16 protein-coding genes and 1 tRNA gene are annotated in these 25,525 nt (G+C 38.2%); 9 read left to right on the forward strand and 8 right to left on the reverse strand.

Annotated features, from left to right (window positions below):
- Positions 1-110: 110 nt before the first annotated feature.
- Positions 111-1,175: a 23S rRNA (adenine(2503)-C(2))-methyltransferase RlmN gene (rlmN, locus tag ACFS6I_RS04070; protein ID WP_021189386.1), complete on the reverse strand. Its 1,065-nt coding sequence runs from the start codon at positions 1,173-1,175 to the stop codon at positions 111-113.
- Positions 1,176-1,498: 323 nt separating this feature from the next.
- Here rlmN and ACFS6I_RS04075 point away from each other — a divergent pair, with 323 nt between their 5' ends.
- On the forward strand, positions 1,499-1,981 hold the full coding sequence (locus tag ACFS6I_RS04075; RefSeq protein WP_380918330.1) for a GNAT family N-acetyltransferase: 483 nt from the start codon (positions 1,499-1,501) through the stop codon (positions 1,979-1,981).
- A 58-nt stretch (positions 1,982-2,039) separates the two neighbouring features.
- Here the strand turns inward: ACFS6I_RS04075 and miaE are convergent, their stop codons facing one another.
- The 4 genes from miaE to ACFS6I_RS04095 form a co-directional block, all read right to left on the reverse strand.
- Entirely contained in the window at positions 2,040-2,621 is a 582-nt protein-coding gene (miaE, locus tag ACFS6I_RS04080; protein ID WP_021189384.1) for a tRNA-(ms[2]io[6]A)-hydroxylase, read from the reverse strand.
- 84 nt (positions 2,622-2,705) lie between these two features.
- Positions 2,706-3,743 (reverse strand): LLM class flavin-dependent oxidoreductase, encoded by a 1,038-nt coding sequence (locus ACFS6I_RS04085; RefSeq protein ID WP_208700533.1) that lies wholly within the window; start codon positions 3,741-3,743, stop codon positions 2,706-2,708.
- A 299-nt stretch (positions 3,744-4,042) separates the two neighbouring features.
- Positions 4,043-4,669 carry an AcvB/VirJ family lysyl-phosphatidylglycerol hydrolase gene (locus tag ACFS6I_RS04090; RefSeq protein ID WP_380918333.1) on the reverse strand — a complete coding sequence of 209 codons (627 nt, stop codon included), beginning with the start codon at positions 4,667-4,669 and terminating at the stop codon, positions 4,043-4,045.
- 64 nt (positions 4,670-4,733) lie between these two features.
- Positions 4,734-7,328: a phosphatidylglycerol lysyltransferase domain-containing protein gene (locus tag ACFS6I_RS04095; RefSeq protein ID WP_380918335.1), complete on the reverse strand. Its 2,595-nt coding sequence runs from the start codon at positions 7,326-7,328 to the stop codon at positions 4,734-4,736.
- Positions 7,329-7,610: 282 nt separating this feature from the next.
- On the opposite strand from ACFS6I_RS04095, the gene ACFS6I_RS04100 reads away from it, so the two are divergent.
- Entirely contained in the window at positions 7,611-8,849 is a 1,239-nt protein-coding gene (locus ACFS6I_RS04100; protein ID WP_380918337.1) for a glycosyltransferase, read from the forward strand.
- Between the two features lie 2 nt (positions 8,850-8,851).
- Here ACFS6I_RS04100 and ACFS6I_RS04105 read toward each other — a convergent pair whose 3' ends face one another.
- On the reverse strand, positions 8,852-9,964 hold the full coding sequence (locus ACFS6I_RS04105) for an MBL fold metallo-hydrolase (protein ID WP_380918339.1): 1,113 nt from the start codon (positions 9,962-9,964) through the stop codon (positions 8,852-8,854).
- A gap of 337 nt (positions 9,965-10,301) precedes the next feature.
- On the opposite strand from ACFS6I_RS04105, the gene ACFS6I_RS04110 reads away from it, so the two are divergent.
- The 7 genes from ACFS6I_RS04110 to ACFS6I_RS04140 all read left to right on the forward strand — a co-directional run bounded on the left by ACFS6I_RS04110 (position 10,302) and on the right by ACFS6I_RS04140 (position 21,865).
- Positions 10,302-10,697, forward strand: a complete 396-nt coding sequence (locus ACFS6I_RS04110; protein ID WP_380918341.1) for a hypothetical protein — start codon at positions 10,302-10,304, stop codon at positions 10,695-10,697.
- A 166-nt stretch (positions 10,698-10,863) separates the two neighbouring features.
- The gene (locus ACFS6I_RS04115) at positions 10,864-11,952 is read left to right on the forward strand and encodes an efflux RND transporter periplasmic adaptor subunit (protein ID WP_380918343.1); all 1,089 of its coding nucleotides are present in this window, start codon (positions 10,864-10,866) and stop codon (positions 11,950-11,952) included.
- Positions 11,953-11,973: 21 nt separating this feature from the next.
- Positions 11,974-15,141 (forward strand): efflux RND transporter permease subunit, encoded by a 3,168-nt coding sequence (locus ACFS6I_RS04120; protein ID WP_380918345.1) that lies wholly within the window; start codon positions 11,974-11,976, stop codon positions 15,139-15,141.
- Entirely contained in the window at positions 15,134-16,579 is a 1,446-nt protein-coding gene (locus ACFS6I_RS04125) for a TolC family protein (protein WP_380918347.1), read from the forward strand. The genes ACFS6I_RS04120 and ACFS6I_RS04125 overlap by 8 nt, the downstream gene beginning before the upstream one ends.
- 241 nt (positions 16,580-16,820) lie before the next feature.
- Complete coding sequence (locus ACFS6I_RS04130; protein WP_380918349.1) at positions 16,821-18,545, forward strand: amidohydrolase; 1,725 nt, start codon at positions 16,821-16,823, stop codon at positions 18,543-18,545.
- A gap of 253 nt (positions 18,546-18,798) precedes the next feature.
- Positions 18,799-20,160, forward strand: coding sequence for a Gfo/Idh/MocA family protein (locus tag ACFS6I_RS04135; protein WP_380918351.1), 1,362 nt, complete (start codon positions 18,799-18,801; stop codon positions 20,158-20,160).
- Positions 20,161-20,626: 466 nt separating this feature from the next.
- Positions 20,627-21,865 carry a thioredoxin family protein gene (locus tag ACFS6I_RS04140; RefSeq protein WP_380918353.1) on the forward strand — a complete coding sequence of 413 codons (1,239 nt, stop codon included), beginning with the start codon at positions 20,627-20,629 and terminating at the stop codon, positions 21,863-21,865.
- 1,280 nt (positions 21,866-23,145) lie between these two features.
- Here the strand turns inward: ACFS6I_RS04140 and ACFS6I_RS04145 are convergent.
- Positions 23,146-25,116, reverse strand: a complete 1,971-nt coding sequence (locus ACFS6I_RS04145; protein WP_380918355.1) for a beta-N-acetylhexosaminidase family protein — start codon at positions 25,114-25,116, stop codon at positions 23,146-23,148.
- A gap of 331 nt (positions 25,117-25,447) precedes the next feature.
- Positions 25,448-25,519, reverse strand: a tRNA-Glu gene (locus tag ACFS6I_RS04150).
- Positions 25,520-25,525: the final 6 nt, after the last annotated feature.

Raw genomic sequence — 25,525 nt, forward strand, 5'->3', positions numbered from 1 at the left:
CTTAAGTAAATTTGTTCTATTTACAATTAAAATTATAAATAAAACAAATTTATCACAGTCTCTATCATCAATTAGTATATTGAGAAGAGGTATAGTCTAATCCCTTATTATTAAGCTTCTTGAGCTTCTTTATCTTTAATTGCTAACTGACCACAAGCGGCGTCAATATCTTTACCACGGCTTCTACGAACATTTGTTATAATACCTTGATTTTTCAGATAATTAGCAAATACCTCAATCTTATCGGCATCGGCATTGACAAAACTTGCTAAAGAAATCGGATTGTATTCAATAATATTAACCTTACAAGGAACATTTTTACAAAATCTTGCTAACTCTTTAGCATCCTCGAGCTCATCATTAAAATTATCAAAAACGATGTATTCAAAGGTTATTGGGCTTTTTGTCTTCGCATAAAAATACTTCAATGCATCTGCTAATGCTTCTAATGTATTTTGCTCATTGATGGGCATGATCTCATTACGCTTCTTATCATTTGCGGCATGTAAAGACAATGCTAAATTAAATCGGACTTCGTCATCCCCTAATTTTTTAATCATTTTAGCAATACCAGCGGTAGAAACTGTGATCCGTTTTGCCGCCATATTCAATCCATCTGGCGAGGTAATACGCTCTACCGACTTCATCATATTCGCATAGTTCAAGAGTGGTTCACCCATCCCCATATAAACAATGTTGGTCAATGGTTGCTGATATTTCTCTTCGGCTTGTTTTGCGATCAAAACAACTTGATCATAAATTTCATCTGCATTCAGATTACGTTTACGATCCATATAACCCGTGGCACAAAATTTACAGGTCAAACTACACCCAACTTGAGAGCTCACACAAGCAGTCATACGTTCTGGAGCAGGGATTAATACACCCTCAATCACATTTCCATCATACAAAGTAAAACTACTTTTGATAGTTCTATCAGAACTGACCTGTGATTGTTTGACTTTAACAGCACGAATAACAAAATTCTCTTTTAGCTTTTCCCGTAAAGGTTTACTTAGGTTGCTCATCAAATCAAAATCCACACAGGATTTTGCCCAAATCCATTCGTAAATTTGCTTTGCACGGAACCCTTGCTCACCCATTTCAGTAAGCTTCTCTTTAATCTGATCTATCGACAGACTACGAATATCAATTATTTTACTTTTCTCAGTCACAGCGCAAAGGTAAGGTTATTTCTATAAAAAACTTATTTTTATAATGTCATAAAAATCAGAACTCGCTGAATTATAAATTATTACTTGCGATCAAAGGGATACAAATGTTAACGAAACCAACATCATTCTTGACCAACTTTAAAAAAAAATCTTCTTAACTAAATGAAAAACAAGTTTATAATGCGTTCATACGAGATTTAGATCACAGATAAAATATACATTCCCGCTCGAATGGATGCAAAACTTTTCCTAGTTTTGAATCATCAGTTTTGATCAACTTCAAAAGAAGTATCAGAATATAATACCTTAAGCTCACGCTACAGATGGAAATACAGAAACTCGAACAGAAGCATTATCCTTATGTTGCCCGCATTTACCAGCAGGCAATCGATGCAGGAAACATCACTTTAGCGACAAAAACTAGTTCTTGGAAAGATTGGGATAAAGATCATCTCGAAAATATGCGCTTTGTTGCCATTGAGAACAATACTATAATCGGTTGGGTAGCATTATCTCCTGTACTACAGCGAACAGGTTATCATGGTGTAACCGAATTAAGTATTTATATCGATCAGGATCATCAAGGCAAAGGAATTGGCAAAGTATTGATGCAACATATTATTGACACTTCTGAAAACGCGGGCATTTGGACGATCATGTCCTTTATTTTTCCTGAAAATGATAAAAGTATCTTGTTGCACAAAAAATTCGGATTTAAATTATTAGGCACTCAGCAAAAAGCTGCCCAGCTAAACGGAATTTGGATGGACAACTGCATTTTAGAGCGGCGGTCAGCACTAATATAAACGTAGAGCCCCATTTTTCTAATAAAAATGGGGCTCTTGCACAATAGATTACTATTTATTATCCATGTATGGCTTCTTTCGTTCCATACGATTGGATCAAATTTCCTTCAAATTCTAACCACTCTTTCCAACGCTTATCGACATCGACATCCGTTGAGAATTGACGTGCGAAATTAAGAAACGTTGTATAGTGATTCGCCTCAGAAACCATTAGATCATGATAAAACTTCGCTAATTCCTCATCCTTTATATTTTGAGACAATACTCTAAAGCGTTCACAGCTTCGAGCTTCAATCATGGCCGCAAATAACAAACGATCTATAAAAGCCATGTTACGGGAACCGTCCTTTTTATTGAATTTCATCAGTTGTCCCACGTAATCATCTTTACGTTCTTTACCCAACGTATAGCCTCTTTCTTTAATAATATCAATGACCATTTGGAAATGTTGCATTTCTTCAATAGCAATCGCTGTCAATTCATGCACCAATTCTTCATGTTCCGAATTGTACATAATTAATGAAATAGCATTTGAAGCTGCCTTTTGCTCGCACCAAGCATGATCAGTCAGAATCTCTTCTAAATTTCCTTCTGCAATATTTGCCCACCTCGGATCCGTTAACAATTTCAATCCTAACATTTTGTCCTCTCTATTTTTAAAACACAAAGTTAAGCATATCTCTCCGATATAAAAATGTTGAATACTACTTTAACTAAGGTCTTATTATCCCTTATTAAGGGCAGCTCTAACCTGAGGAGCGATCTTTGTTCCAAAAACCTCAATTGCTTTCATCATATCAATATGATTTGGTGCACCAACATCCATATGTGCAGAAAAGCGCGTCAAACCTAAAGATTCCTGTATTTTTAAGATTTTATCTACAGCATAGTCCGCATCTCCAATAATTAAATGACCATGTGATGAACGTCCAAAGTCATATTGAGTCCGTTGGTATGGTGGCCATCCACGATCGCCGCCTATGCGGTTCATTTGTGCTGCATAAATAGGATAGTAAGCATCTGCAACTTGTTGTGAATGATCACCAAAAAGAGCATGCATATGTACACCTACCTGAAAATTAGCCATATCATGACCATTATCGGCATAAGCTTGTTGGTACATTTCTACCAGTGGCTTAAAAGCTTCGTACGTTCCTCCAATAATAGCAAACATAACGGGTAAACCTAATTTCCCAGCGCGAATAACAGATGAAGTTGTACCTCCTACCGCAACCCAAATTGGTAATTTAGGTTGAACAGGTCTTGGAAAGATCTGTTGATTTACTAATGTAGGACGAAATTTACCCGTCCAATTAATCGTATCCTGATTATTTAGTTTGACCAATAGGTCCAATTTTTCTTCAAATAATGCTCCATAATCATTTAAATTATAACCAAACAAAGGGAATGATTCAATAAATGATCCTCTACCTGCCATAATCTCCGCACGTCCATTTGATAAAACATCAACTGTCGCGAAGTCTTGAAAAAGTTTAACCGGATCTGCAGAACTTAACACGGAAACTGCACTCCCTAATTTTATATTTTTAGTAACAGAAGCGGCTGCCGCTAATATAATTTCTGGAGCTGAAACAGCATAGTCCGGACGGTGATGCTCACCCATTCCAAAAAAATCCAGCCCTACTTCATCCATCAATTTTATTTGTTCAATAATCTGATGTAACTTTTCCTGTGAAGATTGTATTTGCCCTGTTTTGGGATCAATATGCAAATCGCCAAACATTCCTATTCCTAATTCCATATTATTCTTTTTTTAAGATTAAACAAACTTATCAATTTTCTATCTCTTAAAAATTGATCTACAACAAGAAAAAACTAGAAAACACTTTTTTGAAAACATGATGACAGTACAGCCATCAAACTAAAAGAAAATGAGCGTACATGTTCAACAATCAACTTAAAATAAATCCAGAAGCTAACTGAATAATACTACCATGCCTTTAAAGAAGATCGCAGAACAATCTTTGTGGATCCATCTAAGCGACAACACTTAAAAAAATGAATAAGCATAGCCATTTTATTAGTCATTTTTTAGACAGATTACTTGAATGCAAAATGCTTTACTGTTGCTTTTACGACATCTGCCACAAGACCATCAAAATGATGATTTCCCTTCATATAAATAGTTTCTAAATTTTTTAACCGAATATTCTTAATCGGGAAACTCACTCCATCTTCACCAAGCAAAATAGCCGTTCTAACATTGACCATTTTATTGATCTCGGCAACAACATCCATACTTCTTTTAACCTCGCTCCTCCCAAACAGGTCTGAAACATGAATCTCCAAATCTGTAGAAGTTGATGGTTCCAGAAGTGCCACAGCCTGCAATCGCTCCTTCCATTCTGCGGTTAATTTATTAACCAAAAAAGGAATAACATCCGCACCAAAGGAATATCCGACAAAATAAACGAGGTGATTCTTTTTACCAACCAATAATTTTTCAAGCGTGCTGCTTAGTTCCTTCGCAATCTGATCCGCGGATTTCTTATCCCAAAAAAAGCTCTTCGAGTTTACAGCTCCAACTGTATATCCCTGTTTTCCCAAGAGCTCGCAGTAACTCGTTGAAAAACTATTAAGACCTCCATCACCACTTAGATAAAGGACAATAGGGCTATTTGCATTACTGTTCCAAATCTTAAGCGGGATATCTTTCTGCTGTCCCATTACTGTTAATTTTAACAAAAACAAGAGGATAAATAACCCTAATTTATTGCGCACCATCTGTATCCTATTCATTATCTGGCTTCATTACTTTAGACAAAGCTTGAGGCAACTGTAATAGGTCAAAATCATTGCCAAAAATTAAATACTTATTTTCCCAGATCGTCGCATACTTTTCTTTAAAATCTCTCAAACTCTGATAGTGTTTAAAAGAGCCCACTTTGTCGGCCGCAAATTTCATAATCTGCTCTGCAGGGTTATCTGGAGATTCAATACCACTCATCGGTACCATTCCCAGATTGATATATTTAGCACCTTTTTTCCGGGCATAATCAACCAGATTTATAATTAGAGCATCCATACATCCTCCGGGAGCATGCTCCACTTTACGGATAAGATCATACGTACACTCCCCTTCAGTAAAATCTGGTATAATATTCAAAAAGGCGACAATCTTATTTTGATCATCTTTTACCGCTATAACATCTTGTTCAGCAATTGCTGCTGCCTCAAACTGTCCTTGCGAAAAGATCATTTCTTTCTTATCGAACACCGTAAGCCATTCATCAGAAACAGCCTTCAGTTCAGCTACAATAGCATCCGAATGCGGGGCGGTTAGCAAAACAGTCGCATACCCTTTTTTTTCTAAGCTATTTAAAGAGTTTCGAAGCGATTTTCTATTCTTACCTTCTAAAGAAAATGATGCGACCTCCATCAAAGCCTCCTGCCCTATAATGATCTTCCGCTTTCGAAGCTCCAGAAAATAAGGCAAGCTGTTTTCATCAACGCGGTAATACACGGACTTTAACCCCAAAGAGGTACAATAAAGTTCGAACTCTGCAATTACTTCATCTTTATCGTCAAATGCACATACAGGTTCATCTAAAACAATCGCAAAAGCCTGACTGATACGGTAAGAGACAAAACCATCTGTCCGCTCAGAAAAATACAATTGTTTATCTGGAGCAATTTTGAAATAATCCATCGGCGACCCTCCATACAATTTGAGTAAACGCTTCGCCTTATCCAGCACGTTCTGCTCATGATCTTCTTCATGAATAATCCTAGGACACAAGAAAGTATAGATCAATAACATCCATGAAAATAGACCCAGAAAGTGTGTAATATTCAAAAACTCTTGACCAAAAGTTGTTAACGGATTGAGTTCGTCATTAAATAACAAAAAACTCTGCATGGTATGATATATAGACTGCTGCCAGGTAAAATCAACGCCAAAATGCTTTTTGTCAATCACATAAAAACAGACAAAGCCAAACAAACACACCCCTGTCAAGGCAATGAAAAAGGTCGCAAAACCGATACGCATCCAATTTTTATTGGTCTTAATCCGGTACTGCTTTTGGTTCGTAACCAGTAATACAATAATAAACAAGGACACCAATGCTTCTTCATAATCTAGTGCCTTACCAATATGTCCTAGTAAGGATAGAAAAGAAAATATGAGAGCAATCCAAAAAGCCGATCTGTAGCCCTTAATCAGATAAGCGGCACTGACCATCAACCCTAGTCCTAAAACCAATACCATCAACTTAGATGCATGCATCGCTTCGATAGGAAGGTAATATTTTTCAAGCCGCATCCGTTCCACCAGTGGCGGGGTTGCTACCGAGATGAGGTTGATGATCCCTAAAAAGAAAATGGCAATGGCGGGTAAAATTCGTGCTATGATCTGCCTTCCACGCCAGATAAAAGAAAAAACCCCAAAAATTAAGGGCAACCAAAATTCAAATGACCGATAGATAATTGTCAGCCCTAAGCCTTCTTCTTTACTATAACCATAAGAAGTAAAGATATATAACATCGTAAATTCTACAGCACCTAAACCTCTCAAAAAGGGAGAGACCATCATCAGAACGACTGTAATGGTATAGGCCACAGCTGCAGCTTCAAACGAAACATGTGTCTGTAGCGCATACATACTAATAAATGCATGAGCAATACCACAGAACTCAATAGCGACAGAAACCAGAATGGTCATCCATAGATATCCTTTGTGAATATGTGCAGAAAACAGCTCATGAATATTACCGATCAGCTTCGGAAATTTAATCTCCAGCCATCTATACAATCCATTTTTTACTCTAATCGACCAGAAAAACAGAAAGGATAAACCGAGTAACAAACCAAGTACGACCAAAGATATCCAGGCATTATCAAAGTTTTTATGATCAAAAATGGTATACAGAATAATAGGGACGCCAATAATAAAAACAGTCAGTAACCCGACATACCCATATATGGCGCCTGATTGATGAATTTTGGTCGAATTAAGTTGTTTCTTTCGTAACTGCGAAGTCGTATAGGCCAATGAACTGACCCCTCCGGCGGGAAGGAATACACTCAGTAGATTCCTTTTTAAAAAGAGTTCAACCGCATCCCATAGATTCAGTTTCAATCCGATAGATCGGAAACTAAAAATATACATCACTCCTTGTAACAAAATATATAATAAAGTGATTCCAAACCCAACTATTAACCAATTAAAATCTGCTGAAGCCAGCTGGGGACCTATGGAGGCTATTTCTTTACGTTCGCTTCTAAAGAAAACAAAGGCCAATAATACAATAAAAATAGCCAATAGCTCCTTCCAGTACGTTTTTGGAGACAGCTTTTGGATACCACTTAGCAATGATTTCTTCATATGAGTATGCTATTTTATCTATGATAAATATAACGAGTATTTACCCTCTTTAAATAAATAAATTGTGACCATTGTTTTAAACGTAGATAAATTTATCTCCATATGACAACAGATAGCCTGATAACGGCAAGAATCAAATTGTAGAAAAAAATGTATTCAACACCATCCCCTTATTTTCCTTTTGAGCTAAGTTTCTTTTTGTAAATAATATTACAAGATGAAAAACAAGCAATTGAAAATATAATGAATAGAGTATTGTGCTTTTTGCGTAAATTTCCATCGATGGAAAAACAAGAAATTCTTTTTATAGGTTTAGTCTGGCCGGAACCAAGTTCTTCTGCGGCTGGATTTCGTATGATACAGCTACTAAAAAGTTTTCAAAAAAATGATAACACCATCACCTTTGCAAGTGCTGCATCTAAATCTCCATATAGTGCCGATCTAGTCGCTATGGGTATTAATGAAGTGGAGATCAAACTCAATGATGCTAGCTTCAATGATTTCGTTCGAGATCTTAATCCCAATATTGTTGTATTCGACCGCTTCATGACCGAGGAGCAATACAGTTGGCGGGTAGCACAAGAGTGTCCAGATGCTGTCAGAATACTCGACACCGAAGATTTACACTTCTTAAGACACGCCCGCCAGTCCAATGCTAAAAATGGTGAACAGTTTGATCAAACCTTATTGTATTCCGATATTGCTAAACGGGAAGTTGCCGCAATCTTACGCTCGGATATCTCGCTCATTATCTCCGAACTTGAGATGCAATTATTGACGAATCAGTTTGCGATCAATCCATCCATCCTCTATTACCTACCCTTTTTGGAAGAAGAAATTGATGAAGCATGTATAGCGAGCTGGAAGACTTATGAAAACCGTGCTGATTTTATGTTTATCGGCAACTTTATACATGAGCCGAATTGGAACACCGTACAGTATTTAAAAACCGAAATTTGGCCCTTGCTCAGGAAACAGCTTCCTAAAGTAAGTCTGAATATTTACGGTGCCTATCCGAGTCAAAAGGTACTCCAACTTAACAATCCTAAGGAACGATTCTTTGTTCATGGAAGAGCAGACCACGCCCAAGATACCATGTCCAGACACCGTGTCCTATTAGCTCCTATTCAATTTGGTGCCGGTGTTAAAGGTAAATTTATAGATGCTATGCAAACGGGAACCCCATCTGTTACAACAACTATTGGAGCTGAAGCAATGTCGGGAGACCTGCCATGGAACGGGTTTATCGCAAATGAACCGAAACTATTTGTTGAAAAAGCAATCGAACTTTATAACAATAAAACAATCTGGTTAGAAGCACAGCAAAACGGTATCACCATCATTAATCAGCGATATTCACGCACGAGGTTTGAAGACGATTTTCTAATGACCATCCGTTTCATCAAAGCACAGCTTCAGGCCCATCGACAGCAGAATTTTATGGGACAGCTGCTGCTCCACCATTCTTTATTAAGCACGAAATATTTATCCTTGTGGATCGCTGAAAAGAATAAGAAATAAGCTTATTTAAGCCCTTCCCACCATTTATCATATCGTTTATCTAGCTGTTGCAAATAAACAATCTCCCCCATTTTGGGTGTTAACACAGGAATATCTGCTTCTTCAGCATACTTACAGACCAGAGAAAGCGGTTCCTTCCAGTCGTGCAGTGCCAATGCAAACTTGCCAGAATGTACTGGTAGAAAATGTTTAGCCTGAAGATCAACAACCTCCTTTAAAAGTTCGTCGGGCATGGAATGGATATAACGCCATGTTTCATTATACTGACCATTTTCTAGGATCGCTAAATCAAAAGGGCCATATTTATCGCCGATAGTCTTAAAATGTTTCCCATAGCCGCTGTCTCCACCTAAAAACAGCTTATACTTTTCTGTCTGTAAAACAAATGATGTCCAAAGTGTTGTATTACGCTTAAACTTCCTTCCTGAAAAATGACGTGCAGGTGTCGCTACTATCTTAAACTCCTTTTCAAAAGATGTCTCATCATACCAGTCCAATTCCGTAACCTGATTTTCAGCAAATCCCCATCGCTCGAAATGAGCGCCAACACCAAGCCCACAGATCACATTTTTAATTTTTGAACGTAACTGTATCATGGTTTTATAGTCCAGATGATCATAATGATCATGGCTAATTAACAAAAGATCAATCGGCGGAAAATCATCAGCCTGATAAACATAAGATAGATTGAATGGCTTATTGCTCCCTGGAACAGGAGAAGCATTATCCGAAAAGACGGGATCTACAACAATGATCTTACCGTCAATCTTCAAGAGATAAGAAGAGTGTCCAAACCAGATAAGCAAATCAGCATCAGGTAAATTTTTAAGATCCTGCTTCATAACCGGAAGTGGCATCTTAGGGGTTCGAATAGCTCGATCTTTAAATAAAAAAGCATACATCGCTCCGACAAAGCTTTCGCCCTCTTTCAATGATGGAGTATGTTCCAAATTTTGAAACTGCGAATCCCTAAAATTCGGAGACTTCATCACACGTTCCAGACGTGTTCCGGTGATTTTTCCTCCAAAAAGAGGCCTCATTAAATAAACATTACCCATTACAATTAATATAATTACACTAGCAAGAACTATCTTTAAACGTTTACCGATCTTCATTTCAACCAAACTTAGATAAATTTGTATTATTTACTGTTATTATAGAATGACACGATACAAATTCATTTACTGGAAACTTCCTTATTTGAAGCCATGATCGTGATCCACTTATAAATCCAGCTACCACGATCTAGAATGATGATAAAGCGGAAATATAGAATCTGAAATTCAATCTTTGACTTGATATCATGAATAAAATCCCATAGCATATTAAACGGATAACCCTACATTATACTTTATCTCGAAATCATAAGATTATTTTTTTACAAAAAGCTGACAGTTAAAAAGTGTTAATATGGTGTAACATGTCGTTCTTGATACTACTTTTACCGCAAATATGAGAGCGCTGTATTTACTGGTCCTGATCTTCAATTTATTCCTATTACAGGGAGATGGAATTGTTTTGACCAACAGTCAATTTCATAGCAGCACAGAGGCTGTTTCTTCCTTCCTAGGTAAGTCTCCTGAAACAAAAATAAAAAGTTCACATATCCATTCCATCTTCAGTAAAGCGTTAAATGAACGCACATATGAAATGACAGAAGATGATGTCGAAGATGAACTTGTTTTTGAATCGCATACGATTACTGTTTTCAAAAACATTGCTTTGCTCAGTTATGCACTGGCACTGATTTTTGTTCTTAAAAATTTAAAGAACCTCCTATCTGTTTTTAAGACACAGCATTTTACTTCTACAAACAAATACATTTTACAGCGCGTCCTTCGCCTGTGATATCTCCCACTCTTCAGCATTAAAAAAAATAGCTTAAATAGGCATCATAGCATGGTATATTTTCCAATCGCTATCTGTACTGTTGTTTAGCATTGTGTTCTGAAGAGCCTCTTCCATCCTGGAATATTACCCAATTTATTACAATATATTAATAACTATTTCATCCATGAAAAGAATTAGCACAGGCATGCTTATAGGTCTGTATGCCTTATTGGTCCTAACAAGCTGTTCCCAAAAAAAAGAAGAAAAGATTGAGAAAGTCCAGTATCAAGTAACCAGTCCAATATTAATTGATACCACCCTCTCTAAAAACTATGTCTCCCAGATTCAATCGATCCGTAATATCGAGATCCGAGGTCTTGAAAAAGGATACTTACAACAGATTTATGTCGATGAAGGCCAGACTGTACAAGCGGGTCAGCTTTTATTTAAAATAATGCCTAAATTCTACGAAGCTGAGTATCTAAAAACGCAGGCACAAGCTAAAGCGGAAGAAATAGAACTTGAAAATACGAAAGCATTAGCAGATAAGAACATCGTTTCTAAAAATGAATTGGCATTGGCACAAGCGAAAGTTGATCAGGCCAAAGCAGAAATGTCATTGGCAAAACTTCATGTAACGGCAACCGAGATTCGGGCTCCTTTCGCAGGAACTATCAACCGGATTCCCTTGAAACTTGGTAGTTTGGTCGACGAAGGTGAACTTCTTACCAGTTTATCCGACAACAGTCAGGTGTATGCTTATTTTAATGTATCGGAATCTGAATACCTCGACTACCAGACGAATACGGAAAATAGAGCCAACAATGAAGTGAATTTACTTCTTGCAAACAATCAGTTACTGAAATACAAAGGAAAAGTAGAAACTATAGAGAGCGAATTTAATAATGAAACAGGAAGTATTGCTTTTAGGGCACGCTTTCCTAATCCAGATAAACTTCTTAGAAATGGCGAGACAGGGCGTGTACAAATGCTTGTACCGCTGAAACATGCCTTGATAATCCCACAAAAAGCTACTTACGAGATTCAGGATAAAACCTATGTCTTTGTCATTGACAAAAATGGAGTTGTTAAATCTAGAAACATCACCATTAGCAATGACCTTCCTGATCTTTATGTTATCTCTTCGGGACTAGCGCCCACAGATAAAATATTGATCGATGGCGTTCAAAAGGTTAAAGATGACGATAAGATAAAATTCGAATTTGTAGCGCCGCAGGAGGTTATGTCCCATTTGCAAATACACGCTCAATAATTCACCTCTAAAAAATTAACGATGTTTAATAAATTCATTCATAGACCAGTTCTGTCCATCGTCATTTCCTTGATTATTGTGTTTCTTGGAATATTGTCGATGCTCAAACTGCCCATCACGCAATTTCCGTCCATCTCTCCACCTAAAGTAAACATAACGGCGGAGTATCCCGGAGCAAATGGCGAGCTGATGGTAAAATCGGTATTGATCCCCCTAGAGCGTGCGATCAATGGTGTACCCGGCATGAAATACATTACCTCAGATGCAGGTAATGACGGAGAGGCTTCTATTCAGGTTATTTTCAACCTGGGAACAGATCCCAATCTCGCTGCGGTCAATGTACAAAATAGGGTTTCCTCTGTTATCAATAAATTACCGCCTTTAGTCGTTCGAGAAGGTGTAAAAATAACCCGTGAAGAGTCTAACATGCTCGTCTACGTCAATTTATTCAGTAAGGACCCCAAAGCCGATCAAAACTTCCTCTTCAACTACGGTGATATCAATATCCTATCCGAGCTGAAACGGATTGATGGTGTTGGAGTTGCCGACATTCTAGGTAACAGAGAATATGCCATGCGTATCTGGTTAAAACCAGATCGCATGCTGGCTTACAAAATATCTGCTGATGAAGTACTAAAAGCACTTGATGAACAAAGTTTAGAAGCTTCTCCTGGTAAAACGGGCGAAAGCTCTGGAAAGAGATCACAAACATTTGAATATGTACTCAAATATCCAGGACGTTTCAATACCAAAGAGGGGTATGAAAACATTATCCTCAAGTCAACAGCAAGTGGCGAAATACTGCGTGTAAAAGATGTAGCAGACGTCGAATTTGGGAGTTCTTTATACGACATCTATTCTACGCTAAATGGCAGACCTTCCGCAGCAATTGTTATTAAACAGTCTTATGGAAGTAATGCGAGTGATGTTATTAAAAACATAAAAAGCAAATTAGCAGAAATAAAAGAAACGAGCTTTCCAAAAGGCATGGATTACGAGATCAGTTATGATGTTTCCAAATTTCTTGATGCATCTATTGAAAAGGTTATCCATACCCTTCTAGAAGCCTTCGTCTTAGTTGGTATCGTGGTATTTCTCTTTCTAGGAGATTGGAGGTCTACCCTTATTCCTGCTATGGCAGTTCCAGTTTCTTTGATCGGTACATTTGCGTGTATGTCTATATTTGGAATTACCCTCAATCTTATTACCCTATTTGCACTGGTCATGGCTATTGGGGTTGTGGTCGATGATGCCATTGTCGTCATTGAGGCTGTACACGCCAAGATGGAGGAAAAAAATCTCACACCTCTCAAAGCGACGGAAGAAGCGATGCATGAGATAAGCGGGGCTATCGTAGCGATCACACTTGTTATGGCGGCAGTATTTATTCCAGTAGCATTCATGTCAGGACCTGTTGGTATCTTTTACAAGCAGTTCTCCATTACCATGGCCACAGCCATTATTTTATCTGGTGTGGTTGCGCTAACACTTACACCTGCGCTTTGCGCCATGATCCTAAAAAATGAACATGGACATCCAAAGAAAAAAACGCCATTAAATAGGTTCTTGACAAGCTTCAATAATCTTTTCACAAAAGGAGCTAATCGTTACCAAGATCTACTTCGTAAGATCGTTAATAAAAGACTGGTCACATTCGTACTCTTGGCAGCATTTTGTTCTGCGATCTTCTTTTTAAACAACAGCCTACCTTCGGGCTTCATTCCAAATGAAGATCAAGGCATGTTTTATGCCATTATTCAAACTCCTCCGGGGTCTACACTAGAACGCACCAATCAAATTGCTGAAAAACTTCAGGCAATAGGTATGGGGATTGAAGGTGTCAAATCTATTTCTTCTCTGGCGGGTTATGAAATTCTAACGGAAGGTACCGGAGCTAATACTGGAACCTGTCTGATCAATTTAAAAAGTTGGGAAGACCGTAAAAACTCCGTTCAGGATGTGATGCACGAACTCGAAGAAAAGTCAAAAGATATTACGGGAGCTACGATTGAATTTTTTGGACCTCCGGCAGTACCCGGATACGGTGCCGCAGGTGGATTTGAATTGCGCCTTTTGGATAAAGCAGGTTCTGGTGACTTCAAAAAAATGGAAACCGTAAGTAAAGATCTTGTAAAAGAATTGAGTAAACGCCCCGAACTGGCATCTGTATTTACCTTTTACAGCGCTAGTTTCCCACAGTTTATGTTGCATATCGACAACGAAAAAGCCGAACAAAAAGGAGTTACGATCGACAATGCAATGAGCACACTGTCCACATTGGTAGGAAGTAATTACGAAACCAGTTTTATCAAATATGATCGGCAGTATAAGGTCATGGTACAGGCATTGCCGCAATATCGCGCACAACCGGATGATATCCTGAAACTGTATGTAAAAAACAATCGGGATGAGATGGTTCCATATGCAGCATTTATGACACTGGAAAAAGTATATGGTCTTTCCGAAATTACAAGACACAACATGTACAACTCTTCAGAAATCAGCGGTTCTGCGGCTCCTGGATATAGCAGTGGTGAGGCAATTAAGGCTGTTACTGAAGTAGCCAAAGCATCCCTACCAAGAGGATACGGTATCGAATGGGCAGGGATTTCAAAAGATGAAGTTTCCCGCGGAAACGAAGCGATCTATATCTTTCTGATCTGTCTTACTTTCGTCTATATGATCTTAGCAGCGCAGTACGAAAGCTTTGTTTTGCCACTTGCAGTTGTACTTTCTTTACCTGCCGGTATTTTTGGCGCATACTTCTTACTGAAAGTATTAGGTCTTGAAAACAACATTTATGCGCAGGTAGCCATGGTCATGCTCATCGGTTTGCTCGGTAAAAATGCGGTACTGATCATTGAATTTGCGGTACAGAAGCATAATGCCGGCAGTTCGGTTCTTGCCGCAGCAATCGAGGGGGCAGGGGTGCGATTCCGTCCGATCTTGATGACATCCTTTGCATTTATTGCGGGTCTTATTCCGCTGGTATTTGCTACAGGACCTGGAGCTATTGGAAATAAAACCATAGGAAGTGCTGCCGCAGGCGGTATGCTCATAGGAACCGTATTTGGTCTACTCATCATACCAGGTCTATACTATATTTTCGGAAAAATTGCATCGAAAAGTAAATTAACGTCTTACGAAGACGAGAATCCATTATCAGAAGAAATCGATCACAATGTATAATATTAAGATAAGAAAGTGGATCGGAATAGCCGTTATGTGCTTTATAGTCGCAAGCTGTAAAGTACCCGCTATTCCAATTGTAAAAGAGAATAAGGTACTTCCTGTAGCGTTTAATGACTCGACAGCTTCCTCTCAAGACAGTTCAAACATGATTGTTACGCCATGGCGCGACTTCTTTTCAGATCATTACCTGAGCGGTCTGATTGATACCGCTTTGAAAAACAATCAGGAGCTTATGATCACTTTGCAAGAGATAGAAATTGCGAAGAGCGAAGTTCGGTTTAAACAGGGACAATTACTTCCTACTGTTGAAGCGAGAATCGGAAGCGGTGTCGAAAAAGTTGGACGCTATACAAGTCAAGGTGCGGGGGATGCGAGCACTGATATCGCACCCGGAAAGAAATTCCCTGATCCGCTCATGAATTACGAAGCTGCTCTTACCGGAAACTGGGAAATAGACATCTGGGGTAAATTGCATGATCAAAAAAAGGCTGCTATAGCCCGCTACCTCTCGACAATGGAAGGGAAAAACTTTGTTTTGACCAATTTAGTTGCTGAAGTGGCCAATAGCTACTACGAGTTACTTGCTTTAGATAACCAACTCGACGTCGTACAAGAAACTATCAAGCTTCAGAAGAGTGCACTAGAGGTTATCCAAGCACAAAAAGAGGCCGCAAGATCAACCGAACTTGCGGTTCAAAAATTCAAAGCTGAAATGCTCAATTCGCAAAGCTTAGCGTACGAGATTAAGCAGGATATTCAGGAAACTGAAAATAGGGTTAATCTTTTATTGGGACGCTTTGCACAAAAGATCCCACGGGATAAGAATAGCTTTCTGACGATGATATCACCCGCGGTTCATAGTGGTATCCCTTCCCAGTTATTAGCCAATAGAGCAGATATCAGAAAAGCAGAATTGGATCTAGCGGCCGCAAAATTGGATATTAAAGTTGCCCGTGCAGAATTCTATCCCTCTTTTAACATTTCTGCAACTTTAGGTTTAGAGGCTTTTAAACCCTCCTATTTTGTAAAAATGCCGGAGTCTATGTTATACTCTCTTGCTGGAGAACTTGCCATGCCTTTGATCAATAAAAATGGTATTAAAGCTGAATTTAGCAAGGCTAGTGCACTGCAGCTACAAGCGATGTACAACTATCAGCAGACGATATTAAGTGCTTATGCTGAGGTTTCAAACCATCTTTCCAAGATCAGCAATCTACAAAAAAGCTATGATCTTAAATCACAGCAGGTAGACGCTTTAACAAAATCAAATGATATCTCGAATGATTTATTTAAATCTGCCCGGGTCGATTATTTTGAAGTGCTGATGACCCAGAGAGATGCATTAGAAGCAAAGTTAGAGCTGATTAAAACAAAAAAAGATCAGTTGAATACTGTCGCAAATACCTATCGTGACCTTGGCGGGGGTTGGAAATAAGATGAATATTTAAGGTAAAAAAGCAGACATCAAGGGGCTTACGGTTAATCTGTAGGCCCCTTTGCTTTATAGTTTTTTATCACGAAATTAAGAGCAACTTCTCTTCTCCAACTACGACGCTGTTTTATTGTGCTTCAGCCATAATTTTTAAAACTTTAAAAGCAAAAAACAGTTTATAGTAGAAACTATTGATTAAATTCAATAAAGGTTTAAAAAAAGTTAATTTACTAATACTAACGCTATGTGGAAGAAATACAATATAAACATCATCTTTTTTGCTTTGATCATTACAGGTTGTAAAAGCACTAAGAATGATGCGGACATCCTCTATTACGGAGGTCCAATCTTAACCATGGAAGACGGTAATCCTCAAGTGGAAGCACTTGCTATTAAGGATGGGAAAATTCTTTTTGCAGGTACTAAGAAAGAAGCCATGAATTATGCTGGTTCTAAAACCGCTGAAGTAAATTTAGAAAACAAAACGTTAATGCCCGGATTTATTGATGCACATAGTCATGTTACTTCGCGAGCAGGCATGTCTCAGGCTGTTGACCTTTCTCCAACTCCTTACGGTACAGTAAACAGTATTGCAGAACTGCAGACCACACTTAAGGATTATATCAAAAAACATCAGCTGGATCCAACTACTCCAGTGATGGGGAATGGATATGACGACGCGATTATTAGTGAGCATAGACATCCGACACGTGCAGAACTGGATGCTGTAAGTACAACAAATCCTATAATTGTGATTCACACTTCAGGTCATGCCAGCGTTATCAATACGGCTATGTTCAAGTTACTACAGATTCCGGAAGATGCTAAAGATCCGCAGGGAGGACATTATGGACGTGATCCGAAAACTAATCGTCTAAATGGCAAATTGGAAGAAAATGCCAGTTTCACGGCACTAATAAAGTTAACTTCAATGTTACCAAAACCGACCGAAACAGATGGTTTATCACAGTCGCTTAAAGATTTTTTAGCGGCGCAGGATGAATGGTTTAGTTATGGACAAACCACAATTTGTGATGGCCGAACTATGGGTGTAGGACTTACCTTACTTCGAGAAGCAGCAGCCAAGAAGCTAATAAAGGCAGATATCGTTTATTTTCCTGATTTTGAAGCCAACAAAAAAGAGTGGGAATCATTTTTACCACATTACATGAAATATGAAAATAACCTCAAATTTGGAGGTTTCAAATTTTCCGATGACGGCTCTCCACAAGGAAAAACAGCTTGGTTGACACAACCCTACTTAGTTCCTCCTGAAGGACAAAACAAAGATTATAAAGGCTTCCCAATTTTTACGGATGAAGTTCTTTATGAAGATTTAAAAACGATTTTCTCAAAAAACATCACCGCCCAGCTACATGTGAACGGAGATGCTGCTATTGATCAGGCATTGCGTGTAATAGGAAAATTAAAAGAAGAAGGTATTTATAAACCGGAAATCCGTGCCACACTCATTCATGTGCAAAACAGCAGACCTGACCATATTGCCAAAATTAAAGAAGTTGGTGTCATACCTTCATACTTCTCTGGACATGTTTATTTATGGGGTGATTGGCACTACAGCAGTGTCTTCGGGCCTGAAAGAGCTGCTTTTATAAGTCCTGCAAATGCTGCAAAAAATGCTGGTATTACATTTACCATACACCATGATGCTCCTGTTACGCCACCGGATCTGATAACAGGTGTGTATTCTGCTGTCAATAGAATAACACGTTCGGGTATGGTCCTGGGTCCAGATCAACGTATTCCGGTTATCGATGCGCTAAAAGCGATCACCATCAATGCCGCTTATCAATACCAAGAAGAGGATATAAAGGGTTCATTAAAAGCAGGAAAACTTGCAGACCTTGTGATATTAAATAAAGATCCATTAACCATTGATCCGAAGGAACTGCGCTCTATTCAGGTATTAGAAACCATCAAAGAAGGTAAGACGGTATTTAAACGATAAACATTAAGTAAGGATCTGTATAAAAAAGCTAAAGAGGGTTTAAATGTAAATCCTTCTTTAGCTTTTATCTTAAATACGCTAAAGATCTGATAGTTTATCACCTATTTACAAATATAAAATAGTGTTAAATCTCCTTAAATAGCTAAATTTCATAACGATAGAATCACCTTATAAATTTATTGCGAAATAATAATAAAATAAACATTTTGATCAGTTGTTTGTTTTCTCTTAATAAACCCTAAACCAACAAATTATGCCTGATTTCAACCTGAACCGTAGAAAATTTATTCAAGGTGCTACTGCTGTTTTAACTTTATCTGCTCTTCAAGCAAAAGGCGTTTTCTCTACAAGTACACTTAAAAATATGCGGGTCGGATTGATTGGAGCAGGTTGGTACGGGAAAAGCGATCTATTTAGACTCATGCAGGTACGCGATATTGATGTTGTAGCAATCTGTGATGTGGACAGCAAACATCTGGAAGAAGCTGGAAAATTGATCAGTGAACGCCAAATATCCAGAAAAGTACCAAAACTTTACAATGATTACAGAGCAATGCTCGACGCACATAAACTGGATCTGGTACTCATCGGAACTCCCGATCACTGGCATGCGCAACAAGCAATCGATACCATACGTTCAGGGGCACATCTTTATCTCCAAAAACCGATTAGCATTGATGTTCTGGAAGGCGAAGCGATACTGAGCACAGCAAGAAAACACAATAAAAAAGTACAGATAGGTACTCAGAGAAGAAGTACAGCCCACCTTATAGACGCAAAAAACAGAATAATAGATCAAGGGTTGCTTGGTAAAATATCACATGTAGAGATGTGCTGTTATTATCATATGCGTAAAAATGGAAATCCTGCAGTAGAACCTGTTCCTGACTTTCTGGATTATGAAATGTGGACAGGCCCGGCTCCATTGCGTCCTTATGATGGTTTACCACATGGTGGCTGGTGGCGCACTTTCATGGAGTATGGTAATGGTATTACCGGCGATATGGGTATGCATATGTTCGACACTGTTCGTTGGCTTTTAGGACTTAAATGGCCAGAAAAGATTACTTCAACAGGCGGGATATTTGTGCAAAAAGGCGGAAAATCCAATATTGCGGATACACAGACTGCTATATTTGAATATCCTGACTTAAATTGCGTTTGGCAGATGCGGTCCTGGGGAACTCCTGCAGATCCAGAATACCCTTGGGCATTTGTTATCTATGGCGAAAAAGGTACTTTAAAAGGCAGTGTCATGAAATATGAGTTTATTCCGGTTGGTAAAGGAGAGCGTATAGCGATGGATGTCGTTTATGAGAAAGAAAAATTTCCCGCAGATCTCAATGAACCCAGAATCGAACTGCACACCGCTCCTGCTACCCGCCAACATATGCTGAATCTTTTATCTGCGATTGAAAATGACCATCTCCCTATTGCTGATATTGAAGAAGGACATATCTCAACTGCAAGTTGTATCCTCGCCAATCTATCCATGTTATTGAATAGGCCATTGGTCTACGATCCTATTAAAAAAATATGTATTGATGATCCTGAAGCAACCAAATTATTAAGAAGACCTTATCGAGCACCTTGGAAACATCCATTTTTGGGATAAATCTTAAACTTAGAAAACTGGTGTAATCAAATTGTATATTAACATAAATCTTAATAATCATCAAATATTTTTTTGCTTATTTAAACTAAAAAAAAGTATTGACTCATAACTAGTACTAAGGAATTATTCTATATGAATCAATGATCAAATTGGAATTCTTTTCAGATGAACGATTGGTGAGAATAGTGAGTTTATATCAACTGTGGCCTCCTTGATATAATAGTCCCGTTCGCTGGGTTCATCGATACGCATAAGCAAACAGATATTTGTCCAGCTAAGATTCACTACGCGCTGCGTAGATAATTGGTCAAATTCGGGGAACTGACCATTATTAACTGGGGTATGATATTCCGAGCATTGACTTATTGATTAATCCTCGGTTTCGGCTCTACGGGTTCTGAAGATTTTGTAATATTTTTTGGTAAGCTTTTATTTCAGTAAATTCACATATAAATATCAACGGATTATGAGAAAATTAATTTTAATGCTATTCTTGGTTCCATCATTACTATTCGCTCAGAGCGACGGGGTAAAATTTGAGCATGGTCTCAATTGGAATCAAATTAAAGAAAAGGCAGCCAAGGAAAACAAATTTATTTTTGTCGATTGTTTCACCACTTGGTGTGGCCCCTGCAAGTACATGACAAGCACAATCTTCCCACAGGCGAAGGTAGGTGATTTCTTCAACGCCAAATTTATCAATGCCAAAATCCAAATGGATAAGACCGAAGGGGATAATCAAGAAGTAAAATCCTGGTACGCGGAAGCAGATCGTTTTGCCAAAGATTATAAAGTAGTAGCATATCCTACTTTCTTGATCTTTGATTCAAAAGGCAAGCTTGTACACCGAATTGTAGGGGGCGGTGATGCGGATGGATTTATTGCTAAAGCTCAAAAGGCATTGGATCCGAATACCCAGTATGAAACCCTATTGGCAAAATTCAATGCTGATCCACAAAATACAACGATTGCAAAAGCTATGGCCCAAGTGGCAAAAGAAGCTTATGATAAAGAAACACAGGCAAAGGCTGAGAGCATTGTATTATCTTCGCTATCAACAGATCAGATTTTTACAAAAGACAATTTAGAGTTATTGATTTCTTCTGCGAGCATTAAGGATTCGAAAGCATTTAACTTAATAAAAGATAACCCAACCAAGTTTGATGCCATCAGCGAGAAGGTTAAAGCAAATGATTTCTTAGCTAAGCTATTGATCAGTGAAGCTGTCAATACCAAAATACTGGCTAAGGAAGATGTAGATTTTGCTGCTATAGAAAAAGAACTGGCTCAGAAATACCCTACAGTCAATACCGAAAAAACGAGTTTGGAAATGCAACCGCGTTATTTCTCTTATACTAAAAACTATCCTGGATTGAGAGATAGTTTTAATAAGTATATTGCCAAATACGGTTCGACGGTCACAGCAATGGAATTAAACCAGATGGCTTGGTCTATCTTTGAAAATTGTGATGACCCAGCTTGTTTAAAAGCGGCTTCAGAATGGAGCAAATTATCACTGGAGAAGGAGAAAGATACACCGATGTATCTAGATACCTTTGCCAACCTTCTTTATCGTCTAGGTGACAAAGATCAAGCAATCAAAACACAAGAGAAAGCGATATCACTTTTGACTGCAAACGATAAAAAAGAGGATTATTTAGCAACGCTTCAAAAAATGAAAAAAGGCGAAAAAACTTGGGAATAAACAATATCCCAAAACAAAAAGTCCAGATCGACGAAGTTGATCTGGACTTTTTTTATTTCAATAGGAATAATTAGCTTACAACTATTTGCTTTTCAAAAAGTTAAATGAGTATTGCATTCATCTATCACTCTGAATAATCCAATTGGAACCTAAAATCGTGGTAAGGATCATCAAAAAATGATCTGCAATCTAAATTTTATTTGTCAATATTTGAGATGAAGTCTACTTCCGAATAACTATTTATATCATGAGATTTTAGAAAAAAAACTTTTAATAAAAAAATTCCATGGTCAATATCGCGGTATGGCGAAAGGAATCTCCGGACGCACTTGACCATTTCGCCACGTGGTGAAATTATACAGCCACCATTCCGATGCATTTTCCCGAGTATCCATATTAATCCGTCATCTCGGTGAATCACTTAGTCCTTCCTCCTCCCCCTTTCATGAACCTCAAAAACTCTTAGACATATTGCAAAGCCACACTGTCAACGGTGTGTTGCATTTCCCCGGGTGACCAAAACATTTCCCCGCCGCTCTAAATCACATCGACCTAGGTTTAAATGCTTTTCTCCATCGTCGAAACCGCTACGCCATAGCGCGAAGACATGCTCCATTGCACACTAACCATAAAACTGACGGTTACCTAGCTTCCCTGAAATGCGCCAATTCTTCATTATTTGACACTTCGTCCTACTACTTCTTATCGCAGTTTACTTACTGCACATCTCGTTGTCAAGTCATCATTAGCTTATTGTTCACCTGTTGCATCCTTGATATAATAGTCCTGTTCGCTGAATTCATCGATATGCATAATCAAACGGATATTTGTCCAGCGAAGATTCGCTACATAGAGAATGGGGCAAATTCAGGGAATACTTGGTAGAGCTTCCTCATGTTCCACAAATTGGCTTCTGATAAGATTTTTAAGAGTTATTCCAATAGCCGGTAAATGCCCCATGAGAAAGATAAAACAAATATATGTTCACTATTTCACACATGTTCATGGAACGTGAACATGTGTGAAATAGTGAACAAAAAATAAGTAACAAACTATCTAATTTGCTGATTATTAATCAACATAAGGCTTCACTAAAGTATTACAGATTTTACAAATATCGACCTTCCGCTCCTTTCTTATTTCTATCTTAAAACCCATTTAATATCGAGTCTGAAATCAAGTTACAACAAAAAAGAACAGCTAAAGGAATTACCTTTAGCTGTTCTTTAATGAAAGATTTGATATCTTCTCGTTGGATTAATCTGACCAACAAGTATGATCTACTTACTACCTTTTGCTATATAAAGTAATTTTGGTACATCCTTAATAAATACATCCAATACTCCGTCAGCAATTTTAACTGGTCCTTCAAAGCGAGTCGCGCCTGGAGTTGATGGAATAACAGCTGCCTTTTTAGCGAGTTCTTGAGCTTTATCAAAATAACTGACACTGTTGCTTTTACCCATTTGTACCTCCTGCAAACCTGTGACAACAGATTCTAAAGCCTCTCCCCATATTGCCATCGCATCTAACCACGGTCCAGCTTCACGAACAAAACCCTTATCAATTGTTCCTGAACGAATAATATTTGGAGCATTTCTAAATTCATGAGCATGATTTATGAGACTTTTAATAGCCTGCGCACGGTCATCTTTATTACCATAAGAAAAAGCATCTCTAAACTTATCTAAAATTAACTTTAATGCTGGTGCTTGCACTTGCCAAGGGTGTGTTCCAAATGTTGGGGCTAAATGCTGGGTATCGAAAAACAGCAATAGTGCCTGAGTGGTTTTTGGATTATTTCCAGCTAATTGACGCGCAGCAAATGTCCAAGTACGAGAAGCATCGTAATCTTGATCATTCCAGGCAAAAGCAGCGACTCCCGATATGGCTACTCTACTAGCAGCTTCCTGATTCATTGGATTGGATAAAATGCCAGCAAGCTGTTTTGATAACCCTGCTTCCCTTCTATCATATGGCGCTAAAAGAAGCCTTCCTTTAGATTCTGCATAGTCATTTACAGGATAATTGTCCCAAAGCAATGTTGGTTTTCCAAACACCTTAGTAGCGGCTTTTGCATCATTTATTGAAATTGATGGCGGAACGACATCAGTTCCTGTCCATTGAACAACGATATCTTGATTTAAATTTTTACGTAATGCGGCTTTATACGGGGTTTCTTTAGCATCATAATACTCTGTGGGAACCATAATTAAATTTGGCGCCTCAGGATCTACTCCCTTAATATAGTCCTGCAATTTATTTAATAATGAAGATTGTGCTACCGCGGCAGCTTCAGGACCAGATTTCCCAAAAGTGATCGAGTCTTGATTACAATTCCATTTTTGATACTCAATATCATCTAATGCCAAATAAAAACTACGCACACCCACACTTCTTAACGCATTTACCTTGTCTTTTAATAGATCAAAATCTGTTTTACATGAAAAACAAATCGTTGGACCAGGCGATATTGCATAAACAAAGTTGATATGATTATCGGTTGCAATCTTTGCTATACGGCCAAGTTCTGATAATGTGTCCGCTGGATAAGGCTGTCTCCATCTATCTCTAGCGTAAGGATCATCTTTTGGCGTATACACGTAGGTATTGGCTTTAACAGAGGATAAAAATAATAAATGTTGCTCACGCTCTAGCATAGTCCAGGGTTTCCCGTAGAACCCTTCCACCGAACCGCGGATAGGCTGAGCTGGGTAATCTTGAATCAATAGTGATGGAAAGAAAGCGCTTGTGATTAACTGTGCGAAGCTTTGTGTGGCATGAAATAGACCATGCGCATCATGCCCCATTAGTGATATTAAAAAACCTTGATCTTTTTTTCCACTAGAAATTACATAACCTTCTTTATGAGCATCTAAAATTGCCTGGTTGTTGCTAAGAAGTGCTGTTCCGTCCCCACTTTTGCTCTCCCCTAGAACCACTACTGTACCTCGAATTGACTTTGGAATCTTTTGGGTTGTATTCACATTCTTCACTCCTGCCTTGTTCAGCATCTTCACCACTGTGGTCTTAGTATACTCACTAACCTCTGGTAATGCAACTAAAGTAATGGTCTGTCCAAGAGGAAAGCTCTCGCCTTGAAGTTCCATAAACACAGGTGAGGGAAATATAGAAGGAAGGGTTGATACCGTAGCGGTTTCAAAATTCTTTTGCTGAGCATACCCCAATTTTAAACTTGCGCTTAAAATAACTGCCCCTAATAAACCATATATAATTTTTTTATTCATCATTAAATTAAGTTTAATTTCTATGCTAATTAATAGCATAAATTCCAAAAATAATATAATTCACCCATATAACTTCCATGTATGTGATTTATTACATAATCAAACTCCCCGTACGCGCATCTTAAATTTAAATTGATTAGTATGACAACGATGCCACAGATAGAGAATAAAAAGATGCTACATCTGCTTCTTTGGGGATAGATTAATTGATGAAAAAAATGGAATTAAATAGGGTATTAATTTATAGAAATCACACAAAATACCTTAGCATAAAATAGGACATATGCCAAATAAAGCGCATAAAAAAAGCGACTCTTTTGAAGTCGCTTTTTTGTAGCCCGTAGGGGAATCGAACCCCTGTTTCTAGAATGAAAATCTAACGTCCTAACCCCTAGACGAACGGGCCTTTTTG

Source organism: Sphingobacterium anhuiense (assembly GCF_042686355.1).
Classification (GTDB): domain Bacteria; phylum Bacteroidota; class Bacteroidia; order Sphingobacteriales; family Sphingobacteriaceae; genus Sphingobacterium; species Sphingobacterium anhuiense.

Excerpts from the sequence above, each read along its gene's own strand:
- ACFS6I_RS04095 (WP_380918335.1), bottom strand. The coding sequence starts at position 7,328 with ATGAAGAAATCATTGCTAAGTGGTATCCAAAAGCTGTCTCCAAAAACG.
- ACFS6I_RS04120 (WP_380918345.1), top strand. The coding sequence starts at position 11,974 with ATGTTTAATAAATTCATTCATAGACCAGTTCTGTCCATCGTCATTTCC.
- ACFS6I_RS04100 (WP_380918337.1), top strand. The coding sequence starts at position 7,611 with ATGGAAAAACAAGAAATTCTTTTTATAGGTTTAGTCTGGCCGGAACCA.
- ACFS6I_RS04105 (WP_380918339.1), bottom strand. The coding sequence starts at position 9,964 with ATGAAGATCGGTAAACGTTTAAAGATAGTTCTTGCTAGTGTAATTATA.
- ACFS6I_RS04125 (WP_380918347.1), top strand. The coding sequence starts at position 15,134 with ATGTATAATATTAAGATAAGAAAGTGGATCGGAATAGCCGTTATGTGC.
- ACFS6I_RS04135 (WP_380918351.1), top strand. The coding sequence starts at position 18,799 with ATGCCTGATTTCAACCTGAACCGTAGAAAATTTATTCAAGGTGCTACT.
- ACFS6I_RS04085 (WP_208700533.1), bottom strand. The coding sequence starts at position 3,743 with ATGGAATTAGGAATAGGAATGTTTGGCGATTTGCATATTGATCCCAAA.
- ACFS6I_RS04130 (WP_380918349.1), top strand. The coding sequence starts at position 16,821 with ATGTGGAAGAAATACAATATAAACATCATCTTTTTTGCTTTGATCATT.
- ACFS6I_RS04110 (WP_380918341.1), top strand. The coding sequence starts at position 10,302 with ATGAGAGCGCTGTATTTACTGGTCCTGATCTTCAATTTATTCCTATTA.
- ACFS6I_RS04075 (WP_380918330.1), top strand. The coding sequence starts at position 1,499 with ATGGAAATACAGAAACTCGAACAGAAGCATTATCCTTATGTTGCCCGC.
- ACFS6I_RS04115 (WP_380918343.1), top strand. The coding sequence starts at position 10,864 with ATGAAAAGAATTAGCACAGGCATGCTTATAGGTCTGTATGCCTTATTG.
- miaE (WP_021189384.1), bottom strand. The coding sequence starts at position 2,621 with ATGTTAGGATTGAAATTGTTAACGGATCCGAGGTGGGCAAATATTGCA.
- ACFS6I_RS04090 (WP_380918333.1), bottom strand. The coding sequence starts at position 4,669 with ATGGGACAGCAGAAAGATATCCCGCTTAAGATTTGGAACAGTAATGCA.
- ACFS6I_RS04145 (WP_380918355.1), bottom strand. The coding sequence starts at position 25,116 with ATGATGAATAAAAAAATTATATATGGTTTATTAGGGGCAGTTATTTTA.
- ACFS6I_RS04140 (WP_380918353.1), top strand. The coding sequence starts at position 20,627 with ATGAGAAAATTAATTTTAATGCTATTCTTGGTTCCATCATTACTATTC.